Genomic DNA, 13,228 nt, shown 5'->3' with positions numbered 1-13,228 from the left:
GCATACGGCCCCGGTCCGCGACGGCGCACGGGAGAACACGCCCCCGGGCCCGGCCGCGCGGACACGGGAGATCACCCGTACCATCGCGGCCGTGATCGCCGTCCGGGCATACGACCGCACTACGCCGTGCGGCGTACGCGGGGGTACGTACCGGCTTGGTAGCCGCTGGGCGCCTTCTCCGCAGATCGGCGCACCCGGCCCTCGGCATAACCCATGACCAGAAACTGACTGGTACGTGCAAATTATTTGGGATGCCCCGGAATCGGAACACTGGGCCTCCCCGGCTCGTTGTCACGACGTGAGCACGACACCGCCTGTTCTCGCCGCCGAACTGGCGCTCGCGTGGGCCGATATTCAACGGCACCACCCCGAGCTGCCGGATCTGGCCGCGCCCGAATCCCTCATCGGGGAGTCCTCGTCCGCCTGTGGCGCGGAGCTCTCCTTCGAAAGGCTGCTCCACGAGGCAGTCCACGGCATCGCCGCCGCCCGCGGCATCCGCGACACCTCCCGCGCAGGCCGCTACCACAACCGCAGGTTCCTGACGATCGCGGAGGAGCTGGGCCTGGACCACGTCGACGAGCCGCATCCCAGCAGCGGCTTCTCCCTGGTCACGCTCAACCCCGAAGCCAGAAGGCGCTACCGCCCCACCATCGAACGACTGGCCAGGGCCCTCAAGGCGCACACCGCCGCCACGGCCACCGACACCACCCGCAGCTTCCGCGGTCCCGCGGCCCGGCACGGCTCCTCCGGAGGCGGCGTCCGCGTCAAAGCCGTCTGCGACTGCGGGCGCAACGTCCGGGTCGTCCCCTCGGTGCTGGCCCAGGCGCCGATCGTGTGCGGCGGCTGCGGCAAGCCCTTCCGTATCCCCGAGGTGGCCGCGGTCGGCTGACCCCGGGGCGTGTGGCACAATGGCTAGCTGTACTCGACAGTCGCACAGGACCCCTCTCTCCTCCGGCTGACGCGTCCATCGGGCATACCGAGTACCGCAACCCCACGTGGCATCCCGTTGTGCCCAACCACGTCAAGACCAGGAGACACCACTTCCGTGGCAGTCAAGATCAAGCTGAAGCGTCTGGGCAAGATCCGCGCGCCTCACTACCGCATCGTCATCGCCGACTCCCGTACCCGCCGTGACGGCCGGGCCATCGAGGAGATCGGCCTGTACCACCCGGTGCAGAACCCCTCGCGCATCGAGGTCAACTCCGAGCGTGTCCAGTACTGGCTGGGTGTCGGCGCGCAGCCGACCGAGCCCGTCATGGCCATCCTCAAGGTCACCGGCGACTGGCAGCAGTTCAAGGGCCTGCCCGCCCCGGCGCCCATGAAGGTCGCCGAGCCGAAGGCCGACAAGCGCGCCCTCTTCGAGGCCGCCGCCAAGGCTTCCGGCGACGAGCCCAAGGGTGAGGCCATCACCCCGAAGGCGAAGAAGGCTGACAAGAAGGCGGACGAGGCTGCTGAGGCCGAGTCCACCTCCGAGTCGACCGAGGCCTGAGCATGCTCGAGGAAGCCCTCGAGCACCTCGTCAAGGGCATCGTCGACAACCCCGATGACGTGCAGGTAGCTTCGCGCACCCTGCGTCGCGGGCGCGTGCTCGAGGTACGGGTGCACCCCGACGACCTCGGCAAGGTGATCGGCCGCAACGGCCGTACCGCCCGCGCGCTGCGGACCGTCGTGGGCGCCATCGGCGGCCGAGGCATCCGCGTCGACCTCGTCGACGTGGACCAGGTCCGCTGAGCATCGATACACCGGCACGGGCCGGGGAGGGCTACGGCCCACCCCGGCCCGTTGTCGTCGCCGCATGAGAAAAGGAAAGCCATAGTGCAGCTGGTAGTCGCACGGATCGGCCGCGCCCACGGCATCAAGGGCGAGGTCACCGTAGAGGTGCGCACCGACGAGCCCGAGCTGCGGCTCGCACCCGGAGCCGTCCTCGCCACGGAACCCTCCTCCGTCGGACCGCTCACCATCGCGACCGGCCGGGTCCACAGCGGCCGGCTGCTGCTGCGCTTCGAAGGCGTCCAGGACCGCACGGCCGCCGAAGCGCTGCGCAACACCCTGCTGATCGCGGAGGTCGACCCCGAGGAAGTCCCCGAGGACCCCGAGGAGTTCTACGACCACCAGCTCGTCGACCTCGACGTCGTCACCCGCGACGGCACGGCCATCGGCCGCATCTCCGAGGTCTCCCACCTGCCCTACCAGGACCTGCTGATCGTCAAGCGGCCCGACGGCAGCGAGGTCATGATCCCGTTCGTCAGCGACATCGTGCCGGAGATCGACCTTGAGGAGCAGCGGGCCGTCATCGACCCGCCGCCCGGCCTCCTCGACGACAGTCAGGCCGAGGTCGCCGCCGGCCGCGAGGACACCTGATGCGGCTCGACGTCGTCACGATCTTCCCCGAATACCTCGAACCGCTGAACGTCTCCCTCGTCGGCAAGGCCCGTGCCCGCGGACAGCTCGACGTCCGCATCCACGACCTGCGGAACTGGGCGCACGACAAGCACAACACCGTCGACGACACCCCCTACGGCGGCGGCCCCGGCATGGTCATGAAGCCCGAGCCATGGGGTGAGGCGCTCGATGAGGTGCTCGCCTCCGGGGAAGGCGAACCGGTGATCGTCGTGCCCACCCCCAGCGGGGAGCCCTTCACCCAGCAGCTCGCCGTCGAACTCTCCGCCAAGCCCTGGCTGGTGTTCACCCCGGCCCGCTACGAAGGCATCGACCGCCGCGTCATCGAGGAGTACGGCTCCCGCCTCGACGTCCGCGAGGTCTCCATCGGCGACTACGTCCTGGCCGGCGGCGAGGCCCCGGTCCTGGTCATGGTCGAGGCGGTCGCACGCCTGCTGCCGGGCGTCCTCGGCAACGCCGCCTCCCACCAGGACGACTCCTTCGCCCCCGGAGCTATGGCCGACCTCCTGGAAGGCCCCGTCTACACCAAGCCCCCGGAGTGGCGCGGACGCGGCATCCCCGATGTCCTGGTCAGCGGCCACCACGGCAAGATCGCCCGCTGGCGACGCGACGAGGCGTTCCGCCGCACCGACCGCAACCGCCCCGACCTGATCGAGCGTGCCGACCCCGCCGCGTTCGACAAACACGACCGCGCGATCCTCGCCGCGCTGGGCTGGTCCGCCGGTGACGACGGCCGATTTGGGCGTACGAGTGACGGCGTGGAACAATAGGCCGCTGCTGTGTGCGTCCGGCGCGCGCCCCTGCCACAGGGGGAACGACGCCCGCCCGACGGAACGGCATCCGAAACATCATCCCGATATCCCGTTGATGACCTGTGGCATCAGCGAAGAAAGCAGTAGGTCATGAACCTTCTCGACTCCGTCGACTCCGCGTCGCTGCGTACCGACGTCCCGGCCTTCCGCCCGGGTGACACCGTCAACGTCCACGTCCGCGTCATCGAGGGCAACCGCTCCCGTGTGCAGCAGTTCAAGGGCGTTGTCATCCGCCGTCAGGGCGCCGGCGTGCGCGAGACCTTCACGGTCCGCAAGGTCAGCTTCTCCGTCGGCGTGGAGCGCACCTTCCCCGTGCACACCCCGATCGTCGAGAAGATCGAGGTCGTGACCCGCGGTGACGTCCGTCGCGCCAAGCTGTACTTCCTCCGTGAGCTCCGCGGCAAGGCCGCGAAGATCAAGGAGAAGCGCGACAACTGAGTCGTGCCGCCCCGGACCGCGATTTTTTGCGCCGGGGCAACGCAAAGCCAAGCTCACGTCCGACGTCCGGACCCGGCCGGATAGGCTCAGGGCCCGATGGACAACGACGCACAGCTCTCGGAGCGCGACCGCTCTCCCGCCCCCGACCAGGGGCCGGAGCAGAGGTCGCGCTCCGCGCGTTTCCTGGCCCGCTCGGCCCGGATGCGGCAGCGGCCGGTCACCCTCCTCGCCCTGTGCGTGGCCTTCCTCCTGCTGCTCAGCGCCTTCGTCGCGCAGCCCTTTCTGATCCCCAGCTCCTCCATGGAGAACACCCTGCGGATCGGCGACCGGGTGCTGGTCAACAAGTTGGCGTACCGCTTCGGCGGCGACCCGCGGCGCGGCGATGTGGTGGTGTTCGACGGCACGGGGTCTTTCGTTCACAGCGAGCCGGGGGAGAATCCCGTCACGGCGCTGCTGCGCGGTGCCGGCGCGGCGCTGGGCCTGGCCCGGCCCGCCGAGACCGACTACGTCAAGCGCGTGATCGGGATCGGCGGTGACCGTGTGACCTGCTGCGACAAACGGGGGCGGATCGAAGTGAACGGTGAGCCCGTGACCGAGGGCTATCTCTACCCGGGGAACGCACCTTCCTCGGTGGAGTTCGACATCGAGGTGCCGGAGGGGAAGTTGTGGGTGATGGGCGACCACCGTGCCAGATCCCGCGATTCCCGCGACCACCTCGGTGAGGCGGGCGGCGGCACCGTCCCCGTCGACATGGTGATCGGCCGGGCGGACTGGATCACCTGGCCCATGGGTCGCTGGACCACCCTCGACCGGCCGCGGGCCTTCGACGGCATACCGGCCCCGGCAGGCCCCCATGGGTAATCGGGGGCGGCCCCGTCACGGGCACCAGAACAGCACAGGAACCCGCCACGGCAAAGGAACCCCCGCGGAGTCCGGGGAGCCCGCAGACGGCCGTGGAGGCCACCGGGCGACCGGCGGACGGGCCGAGCGACGACGGCAGGCGAAGCGCATCAAGCGCCGCAGGCAACGCTCCTACATCAAGGAAATCCCCATCCTCATCGGGGTGGCGCTGGCCATCGCGCTGGTGCTGAAGACCTTCCTTGTGCAGGCGTTCGTGATCCCGTCGGGCTCCATGGAGCAGACGATCAAAATCGGCGACCGGGTCCTGGTCGACAAACTCACGCCGTGGTTCGGCTCGAAGCCGGAGCGCGGCGAGGTCGTCGTCTTCAAGGACCCGGGAGGCTGGCTCAAGGGCGAGCAGGCGCAAACCGCTGAAGACGGACCGGGCGTGAAGCAGTTCAAGGAATTCATGACCTTCATCGGGCTGCTGCCGTCCGCCGATGAACAAGACCTCATCAAACGCGTCGTCGGCGTGGGCGGCGACACCGTCAAATGCTGCGACAAGCAGAACCGCGTGACGGTCAACGGCAAGCCACTCACCGAACCGTACGTCCACCCCGGAAATCCGCCCTCCACGCTGAAATTCACCGTGAACGTTCCCATCGGGCGGATCTTCGTGATGGGTGACCACCGTTCCGACTCCGCGGATTCGCGCTTCCACCTCGACGAGCCGTACCGTGGCACGGTCTCGGAGGAAAATGTCGTCGGCCGCGCCGTGGTGATCGCCTGGCCGTTCAGCCACTGGCGGCAACTCGAAGAGCCGGACACCTTCTCAACCGTGCACGACTCGCCGGGCGCCAGGGCGTCCGGAGCCGGTGCGCCACATAGGGTGTCCTCCGAGACTTTGGCCGTACTCCCGACCCCTGCGGAACTCCCGCTCGTTATGGGAGTGGTGGGCCTGCACCGGTTGACGGGCGGGCGTGAGCGTGGAGTAAGGAGCAGATGTGGGGGACTTGGCGGTCGGCGCGCGGTCCGGAACCGAAGAGCCCGAGGAGCCGGCGGGGCGCGGTGAAATTCCGCGGGCGGCGACGAGTTCCGTGCATCAGTCGCAGGCGCAGCAGTCATCACCGACGGACCGGTCGGTGGCCGAGGAGGAGAGCGGCAGCATGACGACGGGGAAAAAGCCGCGCGCCTTCTGGAAAGAGCTACCGATTCTCATCGGTATCGCGCTGATCCTCGCGCTGTTGATCAAAACGTTCCTGGTGCAGGCGTTCTCCATCCCGTCCGACTCCATGCAGGACACCCTGCAGCGCGGCGACCGGGTCCTGGTCGACAAACTGACACCGTGGTTCGGCTCGAAGCCCGAGCGCGGCGAGGTCGTCGTCTTCCACGACCCGGGCGGCTGGCTGAACGAAGCACCGACCCCCGAGCCGAACCCCGTGCAAAAGGTCCTCAGCTTCATCGGTCTGATGCCCTCGGCCGAGGAGAAGGACCTGATCAAGCGAGTGATCGCGGTCGGTGGGGACACCGTCGAGTGCCACGGCACCGGCCCGGTGAAGGTCAACGGCAAGGCACTCAAGGAGGACTCCTACGTCTTCCCCGGGGCCACCCCCTGCGGCGACCGGGAGTTCGGCCCGATCCACGTCCCCAAGGACCGGATCTGGGTCATGGGCGATCACCGGGACGACTCCCTCGACTCCCGCTACCACCAGAACCTCAAGGGCAACGGCACCGTCTCGGTGGACGAGGTCGTAGGCCGCGCCTTCACCATCGCCTGGCCCATCAACCGCTGGTCCACGCTGCCGGTCCCGGACACCTTCGACCAGCCGGGGATCAACACGTCGATGGCCGCGGCGCCGGCCGCGCTGGGGCTCGTCGGGGCGGTCCCGATCGTGCTGTGGCGCCGCAGGAGGCTGACCACGGAACGTACCCCCAGGTAGGGTGCCGTCCCAGATCTTCGACGCGGGCCGGTACCGCGGGGTGGGAGCGCTGGGATGAGCAGCAGTACGGAACGCAGGACCGACGGCCGCGGCCGGACCACGGGCAGTGTGCTGTCCGGTCTGGCCGTGGCCGTCGGCTGTGCGCTGTTCCTGGGCGGCTTCGTATGGGGGGCGCTGATCTACCGCCCGTACACGGTTCCGACCGACTCGATGGCACCGACGATCTCGGCCGGGGCCCGTGTCCTGGCCGAACGGGTCGACGGCTCCGAGATACGCCGGGGCGACGTCGTCGTCTTCAAGGACTCGGTGTGGGGCGACCTGCCGATGGTCAAGCGCGTCGTCGGCGTCGGCGGCGACAAGGTCTCCTGCTGCACCAAGGAAGGCCGCCTGACCGTCAACGGCGTTCCGGTCGAGGAACCGTATCTGCAGAGCGACGGGCCCGCCTCACCCACCGGCTTCAAGGCCAAGGTCCCCACCGGCCAGCTCTTCCTGCTCGGCGACCACCGCAGCGACTCCCTCGACTCCCGCGTCCACCTCACGGACGGCGACCACGGCTCCGTGCCGCGCAGCGCCGTCAGCGCCCGCGTGGACGCCCGTGCCTGGCCGGTCGGCAGCATCGGCATGATGAACCGCCCGGAGGCCTTCTCCGAGCTGCCCGGCGGCACCTCACAGCCCGGCCCGCTGCGGCCCATCACCTATGCGGTCATCGCCGGCACCGTCCTGATCCTCGGCGGCGCCGCCCACGGCCCCCTCACCCGGCGCAAGAGCCGCACCCGTGGCTGATCGCGACGAGAAGGCCGGGGGCGGGGCAGCAGCCGGCCAGGGCGAGGACGAGGCAGTCGACCGGGACGAGACGGCCGGCCGCGACGAGGCGGTCGCAGGCCGGCAGACCGAGGTGCGCCAGGTCTCCCGCGTGGTCCTGCTCGATCCCGACGACCGGATCCTGCTCCTGCACGGCTTCGAACCGGCCCGCCCCACCGAGACCTGGTGGTTCACCCCGGGCGGCGGCGTAGAAGGCAAGGAGACCCGCGAAGAGGCGGCGCGTCGCGAACTCGCGGAGGAGACCGGAATCACCCGGGCAGCCCTCGGCCCCGTCCTGTGGAAACGCCGCTGCTCATTCCCCTTCGACGGACGTCAATGGGAGCAGGACGAGTGGTACTACCTGGGGCGGACGGACCGGACTGAGACCGACACCAGGGGGCAGACGGACCTGGAGCGACGCAGCGTCTCGGGACTGAGGTGGTGGACTTTCGAGGAACTGTCCGCGTCGCATGAGACGGTGTATCCGACCAGACTCGCCGAGCTGCTGCGCACGCTGCTCGACGAAGGGCCCCCCGGTGCGCCGGTGCTCCTGGAGACCGAGAGGGTCTGACGCACAATAGGGGGACGCACGGCTGAAGGGGATCTGCCATGAGCGCCGAGGACCTCGAGAAGTACGAGACCGAGATGGAGCTGAAGCTCTACCGGGAGTACCGCGACGTCGTCGGGCTGTTCAAGTACGTGATCGAGACCGAGCGACGTTTCTACCTCACCAATGACTACGAGATGCAGGTGCACTCGGTACAGGGCGAGGTGTTCTTCGAGGTCTCGATGGCTGACGCCTGGGTCTGGGACATGTACCGACCGGCTCGCTTCGTCAAGCAGGTGCGCGTACTGACGTTCAAGGACGTGAACATCGAGGAGCTCAACAAGAGCGATCTCGATCTGCCGGGGAGCTGAGGGGCTGAGCCGAAGGCTAGGGCCGCCCGAGGGCTGGGCTCGGCCTGTTCGGGTGTCCGTTGTTTCTGGTTGGTCGGCTCCCTGGCGGGTTGCCGGAGGCCGGCTGTGCTGCGCGTGCGCCGCTGATCACCGATGTGGGTGACCGGGTTATCCACAGCTGAAGGGTTATCCACCAAGATCCAACAGCTCAGTGTGAAGGCCTCACAGTCGGTGCCGGAGGTGGTGCCGCATGAACGCCATGCAGGCGGGCCGGCAGGCCGGCAGTGGAGCACAGGACGCAGGATGTGGAGCCGGTCCGGACGGGCCGTCGAGCGCGTACCGGATGGCGACTGCGTACGGGACGTCGAGTGCGTACGGGCCGTTGAGTAGGTACGGGGTCGGCGGGGCTCGGAACGAGAACGGGCCCGGGGGACACGGTCACGGATCACGGCGCGGGTCCGGGGGACACGGTCACGGGTCGGGGCGCGGGCCCGGGGGGATGCCGTTAGGCCGGGGAGTGGCCGGTGACGGCGGGACTCCGGGCAGCGGCGGCGGAGCGGTAGGCGGTGAAGCGGTAGGCGGAGAAGCGACGCCCGCCGGGTGCCCACCGCCAGGGAACCAGACGCCGCCGGGGGAGCGGGACCGAGGCCGGCCCAGGACCCGACGCCGAGGCAACGGCGAGGCGCGGACGAACCCGGCACCCGATACCCGCAACGGGCCCGGCCCCAACCCGGGGCGCCGCTCTACCGCCAAGACACGCCGCCCCGAGGCCGACGGACGCACATCGCCCCCACCAGGCACGTCCGACGCGACCGAATCCCACGCAGCCCCTCCCAAGCGTCCAGACGCTCGGCGAGCCCTCGGACGCTACGGCGAAGACCTCGCCACCCGATGCCTCATCCAGGCCGGCATGCGCATCCTGGATCGCAACTGGCGCTGCCGCGACGGAGAGATCGACATTGTGGCCACCGACGGCGACGCCCTCGTGATCTGCGAGGTCAAGACCCGCCGCGCCGGCTGGTACGAGCATCCCATGGCAGCCGTCCGTCCCGAGAAGACCCAGCGCCTGCGCCTGCTGGCCGAGCGCTGGCTGGAGCGGCACGGCGGACCGCCGCCCGGCGGCGTGCGCATCGACGTCGTCGGCGTCCTGCTCCCCGCCCGCGGCGCCCCGGTCGTCGACCACGCACGGGGGGTGGCGTGATGGGCTTCGCCCGCACCTGTTCCGTGGCCCTCGTCGGAGTCGAAGGCGTCGTGGTCGAGGTCCAGGCCGACCTCGAACCAGGGGTCGCCGCCTTCACCCTGGTCGGATTGCCCGACAAGAGCCTCGTCGAGTCCAAGGACCGCGTACGCGCCGCGGTGGTGAACTCCGGCGCCGAATGGCCACAGAAGAAGCTCACCGTCGGCCTCAGCCCCGCATCCGTCCCCAAAGGCGGCAGCGGATTCGACCTCGCCTAGAGACGCTTGTGACAGGTTTACCAGCCCAAGAACCTCGGCCTGGGGGATCGAACCGGCGAGTGGGTTGGACGAGCGAGATGATGGTGGTAGGGCCTGGAGCCCCCTCGGACCTCACGAGAAGTGAGCCGCGATGACGAGCAACCGGAAGATCAAGAAGCAGGGGCGACGACAGCTCATCGAGTCGCTCGACAGGATGAACCGCAACTCCGACGGCGATCCGATCACCGCGCGGCGCAGCCGCTCCATCGATCAGGTCGCTGAGGCGACGCTGACGGCCTTCCTCCGCGACCACCCGGACCAGGGCGACCCCGAGATTCGGGAAAGGCTGCTGCGGAAGTGGGGGCGGTGATCGCGTGGCTACGCGCGGCAGAATTCGATACCCCAGGACACCTGGCAAAGAGCAAGCCACCCCGGACGGGGGTGGCTTGCTCGCTGTGGGCGGAAACGGGGGGCTGCGCCCACGGGGGTCTCCGATGGCCCCTTGCCGAGAGGGGACGGGCCGGAGGACTGGAATGGTAGCCGGAGTTGCCGCAGGCCGCTGGTCAGCGACTCGCGGCCGTTGGGATGATGAAACCCCGGACGGGTGCGGGATCGGGTCGGGCAAACGCTTCCTTGAGCGCCGCCACAACCTGCGCCGTCACGTCGGCGCCATCACGGTAGAGACGCCATTCGCCCGTTGGATCGTCGAGGGGCGCAGCCTCAGCGTCGAGGCCACGGAGCCGGGCGAATTTCTGCACCATCAGCGCTTGATCCTCGGTCATGCCCGCCACCATCTCACGGCCACTCGGGCTTCGGCATGGGGCGGATCGGTCCGCAGCTGGGGCTGTGCTGGCATTTCGCGGCGACGGACACCAGCTCACTGTCCGGCGACGACCACAGCTCGGGATCGGCCGAGTATCCGGCCTCCCCGATTAGGGCGCGGGTGCGGTCGAGACCTTCGGCGGCGAAGTTGCCGGCGTCGTAGCCGGGGAAGTGGTGCACGAACACGCCGTACCGGGCGCACAGCTCTGCGTAGGTGTGAGTGTGCAGGATGAGCGCATGCCAGCCCTCGTCAACGATGCGGGACGGGGCGATGGGGACCCCGGGGAAGCGGGCGCACGCGACGACGAACTTGATGCCCTCCTCGACGATGCGTCCCGCCATGTCCTCGGCCATACCGGGGTTGGCGTCCGTGACAGTGGAGCAGACAGAGCGGAACTGTTCGTCGGTCAGTAACGATCGGGCAGACTGCGGCATGGGTTCTCCCCTATTGCTGAGGTGGGTGTGCCTCTCGACGGAGGCCCGGCCCGGCCGCTTGTCCGGCCAGGATGAGAGCTTCAAGGTGTGGACGGCGGGGTCTCGTCGTCTCCCCGCTGGTCGGCGCGCGTGGGGGTCTCCTCCATGAGCGCCAACAGAATTTGGCTGCGCTCGGCAGCCTTCACGTCTTCCGGGGTGGCATCCCACTCCCGGCCGCCAGCAAGTGGCCGGAGCTGCGTGTACGGCCCCTCATGGCCCATGACAAGCCCGACACGGCCCTTGCCAGCGTCCCGGGCCACGGTGCCCACTGGGAGCCGCTCAGCGGCCTTCACAGCGCACCGCCGCCGCAAGGTTCAACGCCGTCTGAGGGTTCACCCTGCCCAGGTCCACCAGGCCTACGTCGTAGATGCTTCCGAGGTCGACGGCCAGAGACGGCAAGGTGATGTCCGCACCCGCCAGGGCTTCCCGCAGTTCCTCGACCGCATCGGCAGCGGTAGGGCCGACTTTCGCCTTTGCTCGTGTGCTCGCCATGCCTCAGGACCGTAGGGAGGCGCCGTTGGCCGGCTCAAGGAGATTGCATCTGATTGCACGCCAATTCCCGGGCATGAGCGTGCTCTTGACGCCCTCACCCATCTGGGTAGGGTCGTGCAAGCTGGTGCAACCGGCTCGACAGAGGAGGCAGCAATGGCTCTAACGTTCTTCGGTAAGGACCCCAACAGCACCGACGGCGAGTGCCCGACCGTCTGGTTCGACGACACCGCCCAGGAATTCGTCATCCAGGGCTGGAAGGCTGATGAAGCCCTCCAGGCGAAATGCCTTGACGTAGGTCCGATCCCCGAATCCGAAGCGGTCGTTCGGGTGCCCGCACGCATGGCGCACATGATCATGGAGGCTGTTGATGCCGCAGAACGGGCCCACGCCTAGCTTCGCGGAGTTGCTGGGCGGCTGCGAGCGCTCCGCTGTCCACCTGGAGATGCGCGACAGCTACGCCGTCGACTATGAGAAGTCCGGTCTCAAGGCGTGGCGCGCGGGCTTCCGGCTGGAGCCTGAGGACCGTGCGTCGTGGTGGCGCCCGTGGCTCGACCTCATCTCCGATACGGTCGCCCGAGGGGTAAACGTGCGGCGCGCCAGGATCGTCGGCGAGCCAGTGACGGAGTACATCGCCTTCGAGCACAGCGTCACATTCACGAATGTCGCCGCCGGGGAAGAGGTCAGGTGGCTCCCCCGTCGCCAGGCCGCAGACCTGTGCCTGCCCGGTACGGACTTCTGGCTCTTCGATGACCGACTGGTTCGGTTCAACCACTTCACCGGAGACGGCGCATCTGCTGGCGGGGAAATGCGCCACGAGCTGGCCGTCGTGAAGCTATGCATGGCGGCGTTCGAATCCGTATGGGACCGCGCCACACCGCACGACGAATACCAGGTTTGACGAGCACCTAACCAAAGCTCATGCCCAAGTCCCCCATCTCCAGCGCCCAAGCTGCACGGGAGTCCGTCGCCGCCAGGCTCCGAGAAATCCGCCAGGATGCCGGACTCACCGGACGCGACCTGGCGTCGATCGCCGGATGGCATCCCGCGAAGACATCGCGCATCGAGAACGCGAAGACCCCACCGTCAGATGACGACATCCGCGCCTGGTGCGTGGCTTGCGACGCCGAAGGCCAGGCGGCCGACATAGTCGCCGCTTCTCGTACCGCCGACTCGATGTGGACCGAATGGCGGAGAAAACAGCGCACCGGTCTCCGGCGGCTGCAAGAGTCCTATAACGCACTGTTCGAGCAGACGCGACTGTTCCGAATCTATGCGTCGAACACGGTCCCGGGGCTGCTACAGACTGAGGCCTACGCGACGGCCCTCCTCACTTCCATCACGGAATTCCGGGAAATCCCCAACGACGTCGAAGAGGCCGTCAAAGCCCGCCTGGACAGAAGCCGAGTCCTCCATAGGCGCGAACATCGATTCGCTCTCCTCATCGAGGAATCCGTTCTCCGATACCAGATCGGAGAAGCCGACACGATGGCCGGCCAACTCGGCCACCTTCTTGCCGTCGGCTCGCTACCCTCCGTATCCCTCGGCGTGATTCCCTTTGCCGCTAGCCCCAGAGGCGTATGGGCGATGGAAACATTCCACACCTATGACGATGAACTGGTCTCCGTTGAATTATTGTCGGCCAGAGTCACCGTCTCCCAGCCCAGCGAAATCGGATTGTACGTCAAAGCGTTCTCCGAACTTTCGAGGATGGCGGTATACGGCAGCGATGCGCGCGCCCTCATCACCTCGGCCATTGGCGCGCTCGAATAGGTGCAGCCAGGGTGTCAAACTCCCTAGGAAGCAGCCCGCGAGGCCCGGTTTTCGTTCCTCTGATCTCTGGCCAGGACAAGCCAGAACCACACCGCTAAGCTTGAGATC

20 protein-coding genes and 2 pseudogenes are annotated in these 13,228 nt (G+C 68.3%); 18 read left to right on the top strand and 4 right to left on the bottom strand.

The features are described from left to right. Nucleotides 1–298: 298 nt before the first annotated feature. The 15 genes and pseudogenes from ACGFZW_RS26165 (at nt 299) to ACGFZW_RS26095 (ending at nt 9,932) form a co-directional block, all read left to right on the top strand. On the top strand, nt 299–889 hold the full coding sequence (locus ACGFZW_RS26165; RefSeq protein ID WP_393895661.1) for a hypothetical protein: 591 nt from the start codon (nt 299–301) through the stop codon (nt 887–889). A 156-nt stretch (nt 890–1,045) separates the two neighbouring features. Then, the gene (gene rpsP / locus ACGFZW_RS26160; RefSeq protein WP_393895660.1) at nt 1,046–1,489 is read left to right on the top strand and encodes a 30S ribosomal protein S16; all 444 of its coding nucleotides are present in this window, start codon (nt 1,046–1,048) and stop codon (nt 1,487–1,489) included. A gap of 2 nt (nt 1,490–1,491) precedes the next feature. Continuing rightward, entirely contained in the window at nt 1,492–1,731 is a 240-nt protein-coding gene (locus ACGFZW_RS26155) for an RNA-binding protein (RefSeq protein WP_003980229.1), read from the top strand. An 84-nt stretch (nt 1,732–1,815) separates the two neighbouring features. After that, nucleotides 1,816–2,361 carry a ribosome maturation factor RimM gene (rimM, locus tag ACGFZW_RS26150; protein WP_393895659.1) on the top strand — a complete coding sequence of 182 codons (546 nt, stop codon included), beginning with the start codon at nt 1,816–1,818 and terminating at the stop codon, nt 2,359–2,361. Then, the gene (gene trmD, locus ACGFZW_RS26145) at nt 2,361–3,170 is read left to right on the top strand and encodes a tRNA (guanosine(37)-N1)-methyltransferase TrmD (RefSeq protein ID WP_393895658.1); all 810 of its coding nucleotides are present in this window, start codon (nt 2,361–2,363) and stop codon (nt 3,168–3,170) included. Before rimM ends, trmD begins: the two co-directional genes overlap by 1 nt. A 132-nt stretch (nt 3,171–3,302) precedes the next feature. Further along, entirely contained in the window at nt 3,303–3,650 is a 348-nt protein-coding gene (rplS, locus tag ACGFZW_RS26140) for a 50S ribosomal protein L19 (RefSeq protein ID WP_393895657.1), read from the top strand. 96 nt (nt 3,651–3,746) lie between these two features. Continuing rightward, nucleotides 3,747–4,511 (top strand): signal peptidase I, encoded by a 765-nt coding sequence (gene lepB, locus ACGFZW_RS26135; protein ID WP_393895656.1) that lies wholly within the window; start codon nt 3,747–3,749, stop codon nt 4,509–4,511. After that, nucleotides 4,504–5,562, top strand: coding sequence for a signal peptidase I (gene lepB, locus ACGFZW_RS26130; protein WP_393895655.1), 1,059 nt, complete (start codon nt 4,504–4,506; stop codon nt 5,560–5,562). The genes lepB (ACGFZW_RS26135) and lepB (ACGFZW_RS26130) overlap by 8 nt, the downstream gene beginning before the upstream one ends. After that, entirely contained in the window at nt 5,495–6,430 is a 936-nt protein-coding gene (gene lepB / locus ACGFZW_RS26125) for a signal peptidase I (protein ID WP_393895654.1), read from the top strand. Before lepB (ACGFZW_RS26130) ends, lepB (ACGFZW_RS26125) begins: the two co-directional genes overlap by 68 nt. 54 nt (nt 6,431–6,484) lie before the next feature. Then, complete coding sequence (gene lepB, locus ACGFZW_RS26120) at nt 6,485–7,213, top strand: signal peptidase I (protein WP_393895653.1); 729 nt, start codon at nt 6,485–6,487, stop codon at nt 7,211–7,213. Nucleotides 7,214–7,325: 112 nt separating this feature from the next. Next, nucleotides 7,326–7,802, top strand: coding sequence for an NUDIX hydrolase (locus ACGFZW_RS26115; protein ID WP_393895836.1), 477 nt, complete (start codon nt 7,326–7,328; stop codon nt 7,800–7,802). 38 nt (nt 7,803–7,840) lie between these two features. After that, nucleotides 7,841–8,149 carry a DUF2469 domain-containing protein gene (locus tag ACGFZW_RS26110; protein ID WP_003980220.1) on the top strand — a complete coding sequence of 103 codons (309 nt, stop codon included), beginning with the start codon at nt 7,841–7,843 and terminating at the stop codon, nt 8,147–8,149. An 823-nt stretch (nt 8,150–8,972) separates the two neighbouring features. Next, nucleotides 8,973–9,329 (top strand): annotated as a pseudogene (locus tag ACGFZW_RS26105) (YraN family protein); the annotation flags it as partial. After that, nucleotides 9,329–9,580: pseudogene (locus ACGFZW_RS26100) on the top strand (magnesium chelatase domain-containing protein); the annotation flags it as partial. The pseudogenes ACGFZW_RS26105 and ACGFZW_RS26100, both read left to right, overlap by 1 nt. 133 nt (nt 9,581–9,713) lie before the next feature. Beyond that, entirely contained in the window at nt 9,714–9,932 is a 219-nt protein-coding gene (locus ACGFZW_RS26095) for a hypothetical protein (RefSeq protein WP_393895652.1), read from the top strand. 193 nt (nt 9,933–10,125) lie between these two features. On the opposite strand, the gene ACGFZW_RS26090 is transcribed toward ACGFZW_RS26095, so the two are convergent. From ACGFZW_RS26090 to ACGFZW_RS26075, 4 genes are all read right to left on the bottom strand, one after another. Continuing rightward, nucleotides 10,126–10,344: a hypothetical protein gene (locus ACGFZW_RS26090; protein WP_393895651.1), complete on the bottom strand. Its 219-nt coding sequence runs from the start codon at nt 10,342–10,344 to the stop codon at nt 10,126–10,128. A 13-nt stretch (nt 10,345–10,357) separates the two neighbouring features. Further along, nucleotides 10,358–10,819: a glycine-rich domain-containing protein gene (locus ACGFZW_RS26085; protein WP_393895650.1), complete on the bottom strand. Its 462-nt coding sequence runs from the start codon at nt 10,817–10,819 to the stop codon at nt 10,358–10,360. 80 nt (nt 10,820–10,899) lie between these two features. Next, complete coding sequence (locus ACGFZW_RS26080; RefSeq protein ID WP_393895835.1) at nt 10,900–11,079, bottom strand: hypothetical protein; 180 nt, start codon at nt 11,077–11,079, stop codon at nt 10,900–10,902. 58 nt (nt 11,080–11,137) lie between these two features. Continuing rightward, nucleotides 11,138–11,350, bottom strand: coding sequence for a hypothetical protein (locus ACGFZW_RS26075; protein ID WP_393895649.1), 213 nt, complete (start codon nt 11,348–11,350; stop codon nt 11,138–11,140). A gap of 153 nt (nt 11,351–11,503) precedes the next feature. On the opposite strand from ACGFZW_RS26075, the gene ACGFZW_RS26070 reads away from it, so the two are divergent. From ACGFZW_RS26070 to ACGFZW_RS26060, 3 genes are read left to right on the top strand one after another with little or no spacing between them, the layout of a single operon-like run. Further along, nucleotides 11,504–11,743, top strand: coding sequence for a hypothetical protein (locus tag ACGFZW_RS26070; RefSeq protein WP_393895648.1), 240 nt, complete (start codon nt 11,504–11,506; stop codon nt 11,741–11,743). Continuing rightward, the gene (locus ACGFZW_RS26065; RefSeq protein WP_393895647.1) at nt 11,718–12,248 is read left to right on the top strand and encodes a DUF6879 family protein; all 531 of its coding nucleotides are present in this window, start codon (nt 11,718–11,720) and stop codon (nt 12,246–12,248) included. Before ACGFZW_RS26070 ends, ACGFZW_RS26065 begins: the two co-directional genes overlap by 26 nt. 20 nt (nt 12,249–12,268) lie before the next feature. Continuing rightward, a complete protein-coding gene (locus tag ACGFZW_RS26060; RefSeq protein WP_393895646.1) occupies nt 12,269–13,120 on the top strand; it encodes a helix-turn-helix domain-containing protein in 852 nt (283 codons plus the stop codon). Nucleotides 13,121–13,228: the final 108 nt, after the last annotated feature.

It is taken from the genome of Streptomyces sp. NPDC048248 (assembly GCF_043201875.1).
In the GTDB taxonomy this organism is placed as follows: Bacteria; Actinomycetota; Actinomycetes; order Streptomycetales; family Streptomycetaceae; genus Streptomyces.
This window is presented reverse-complemented; position numbering and strand designations above follow the sequence as displayed.

What these genes read in the sequence shown, in the direction of transcription:
- lepB (WP_393895653.1), top strand. Translation starts at nt 6,485, where the DNA reads ATGAGCAGCAGTACGGAACGCAGGACCGACGGCCGCGGCCGGACCACG.
- ACGFZW_RS26070 (WP_393895648.1), top strand. Translation starts at nt 11,504, where the DNA reads ATGGCTCTAACGTTCTTCGGTAAGGACCCCAACAGCACCGACGGCGAG.
- ACGFZW_RS26060 (WP_393895646.1), top strand. Translation starts at nt 12,269, where the DNA reads ATGCCCAAGTCCCCCATCTCCAGCGCCCAAGCTGCACGGGAGTCCGTC.
- lepB (WP_393895656.1), top strand. Translation starts at nt 3,747, where the DNA reads ATGGACAACGACGCACAGCTCTCGGAGCGCGACCGCTCTCCCGCCCCC.
- lepB (WP_393895655.1), top strand. Translation starts at nt 4,504, where the DNA reads ATGGGTAATCGGGGGCGGCCCCGTCACGGGCACCAGAACAGCACAGGA.
- ACGFZW_RS26110 (WP_003980220.1), top strand. Translation starts at nt 7,841, where the DNA reads ATGAGCGCCGAGGACCTCGAGAAGTACGAGACCGAGATGGAGCTGAAG.
- ACGFZW_RS26155 (WP_003980229.1), top strand. Translation starts at nt 1,492, where the DNA reads ATGCTCGAGGAAGCCCTCGAGCACCTCGTCAAGGGCATCGTCGACAAC.
- rplS (WP_393895657.1), top strand. Translation starts at nt 3,303, where the DNA reads ATGAACCTTCTCGACTCCGTCGACTCCGCGTCGCTGCGTACCGACGTC.
- ACGFZW_RS26080 (WP_393895835.1), bottom strand. Translation starts at nt 11,079, where the DNA reads ATGGGCCATGAGGGGCCGTACACGCAGCTCCGGCCACTTGCTGGCGGC.
- ACGFZW_RS26075 (WP_393895649.1), bottom strand. Translation starts at nt 11,350, where the DNA reads ATGGCGAGCACACGAGCAAAGGCGAAAGTCGGCCCTACCGCTGCCGAT.
- trmD (WP_393895658.1), top strand. Translation starts at nt 2,361, where the DNA reads ATGCGGCTCGACGTCGTCACGATCTTCCCCGAATACCTCGAACCGCTG.
- ACGFZW_RS26090 (WP_393895651.1), bottom strand. Translation starts at nt 10,344, where the DNA reads ATGACCGAGGATCAAGCGCTGATGGTGCAGAAATTCGCCCGGCTCCGT.
- ACGFZW_RS26095 (WP_393895652.1), top strand. Translation starts at nt 9,714, where the DNA reads ATGACGAGCAACCGGAAGATCAAGAAGCAGGGGCGACGACAGCTCATC.
- ACGFZW_RS26085 (WP_393895650.1), bottom strand. Translation starts at nt 10,819, where the DNA reads ATGCCGCAGTCTGCCCGATCGTTACTGACCGACGAACAGTTCCGCTCT.
- ACGFZW_RS26065 (WP_393895647.1), top strand. Translation starts at nt 11,718, where the DNA reads ATGCCGCAGAACGGGCCCACGCCTAGCTTCGCGGAGTTGCTGGGCGGC.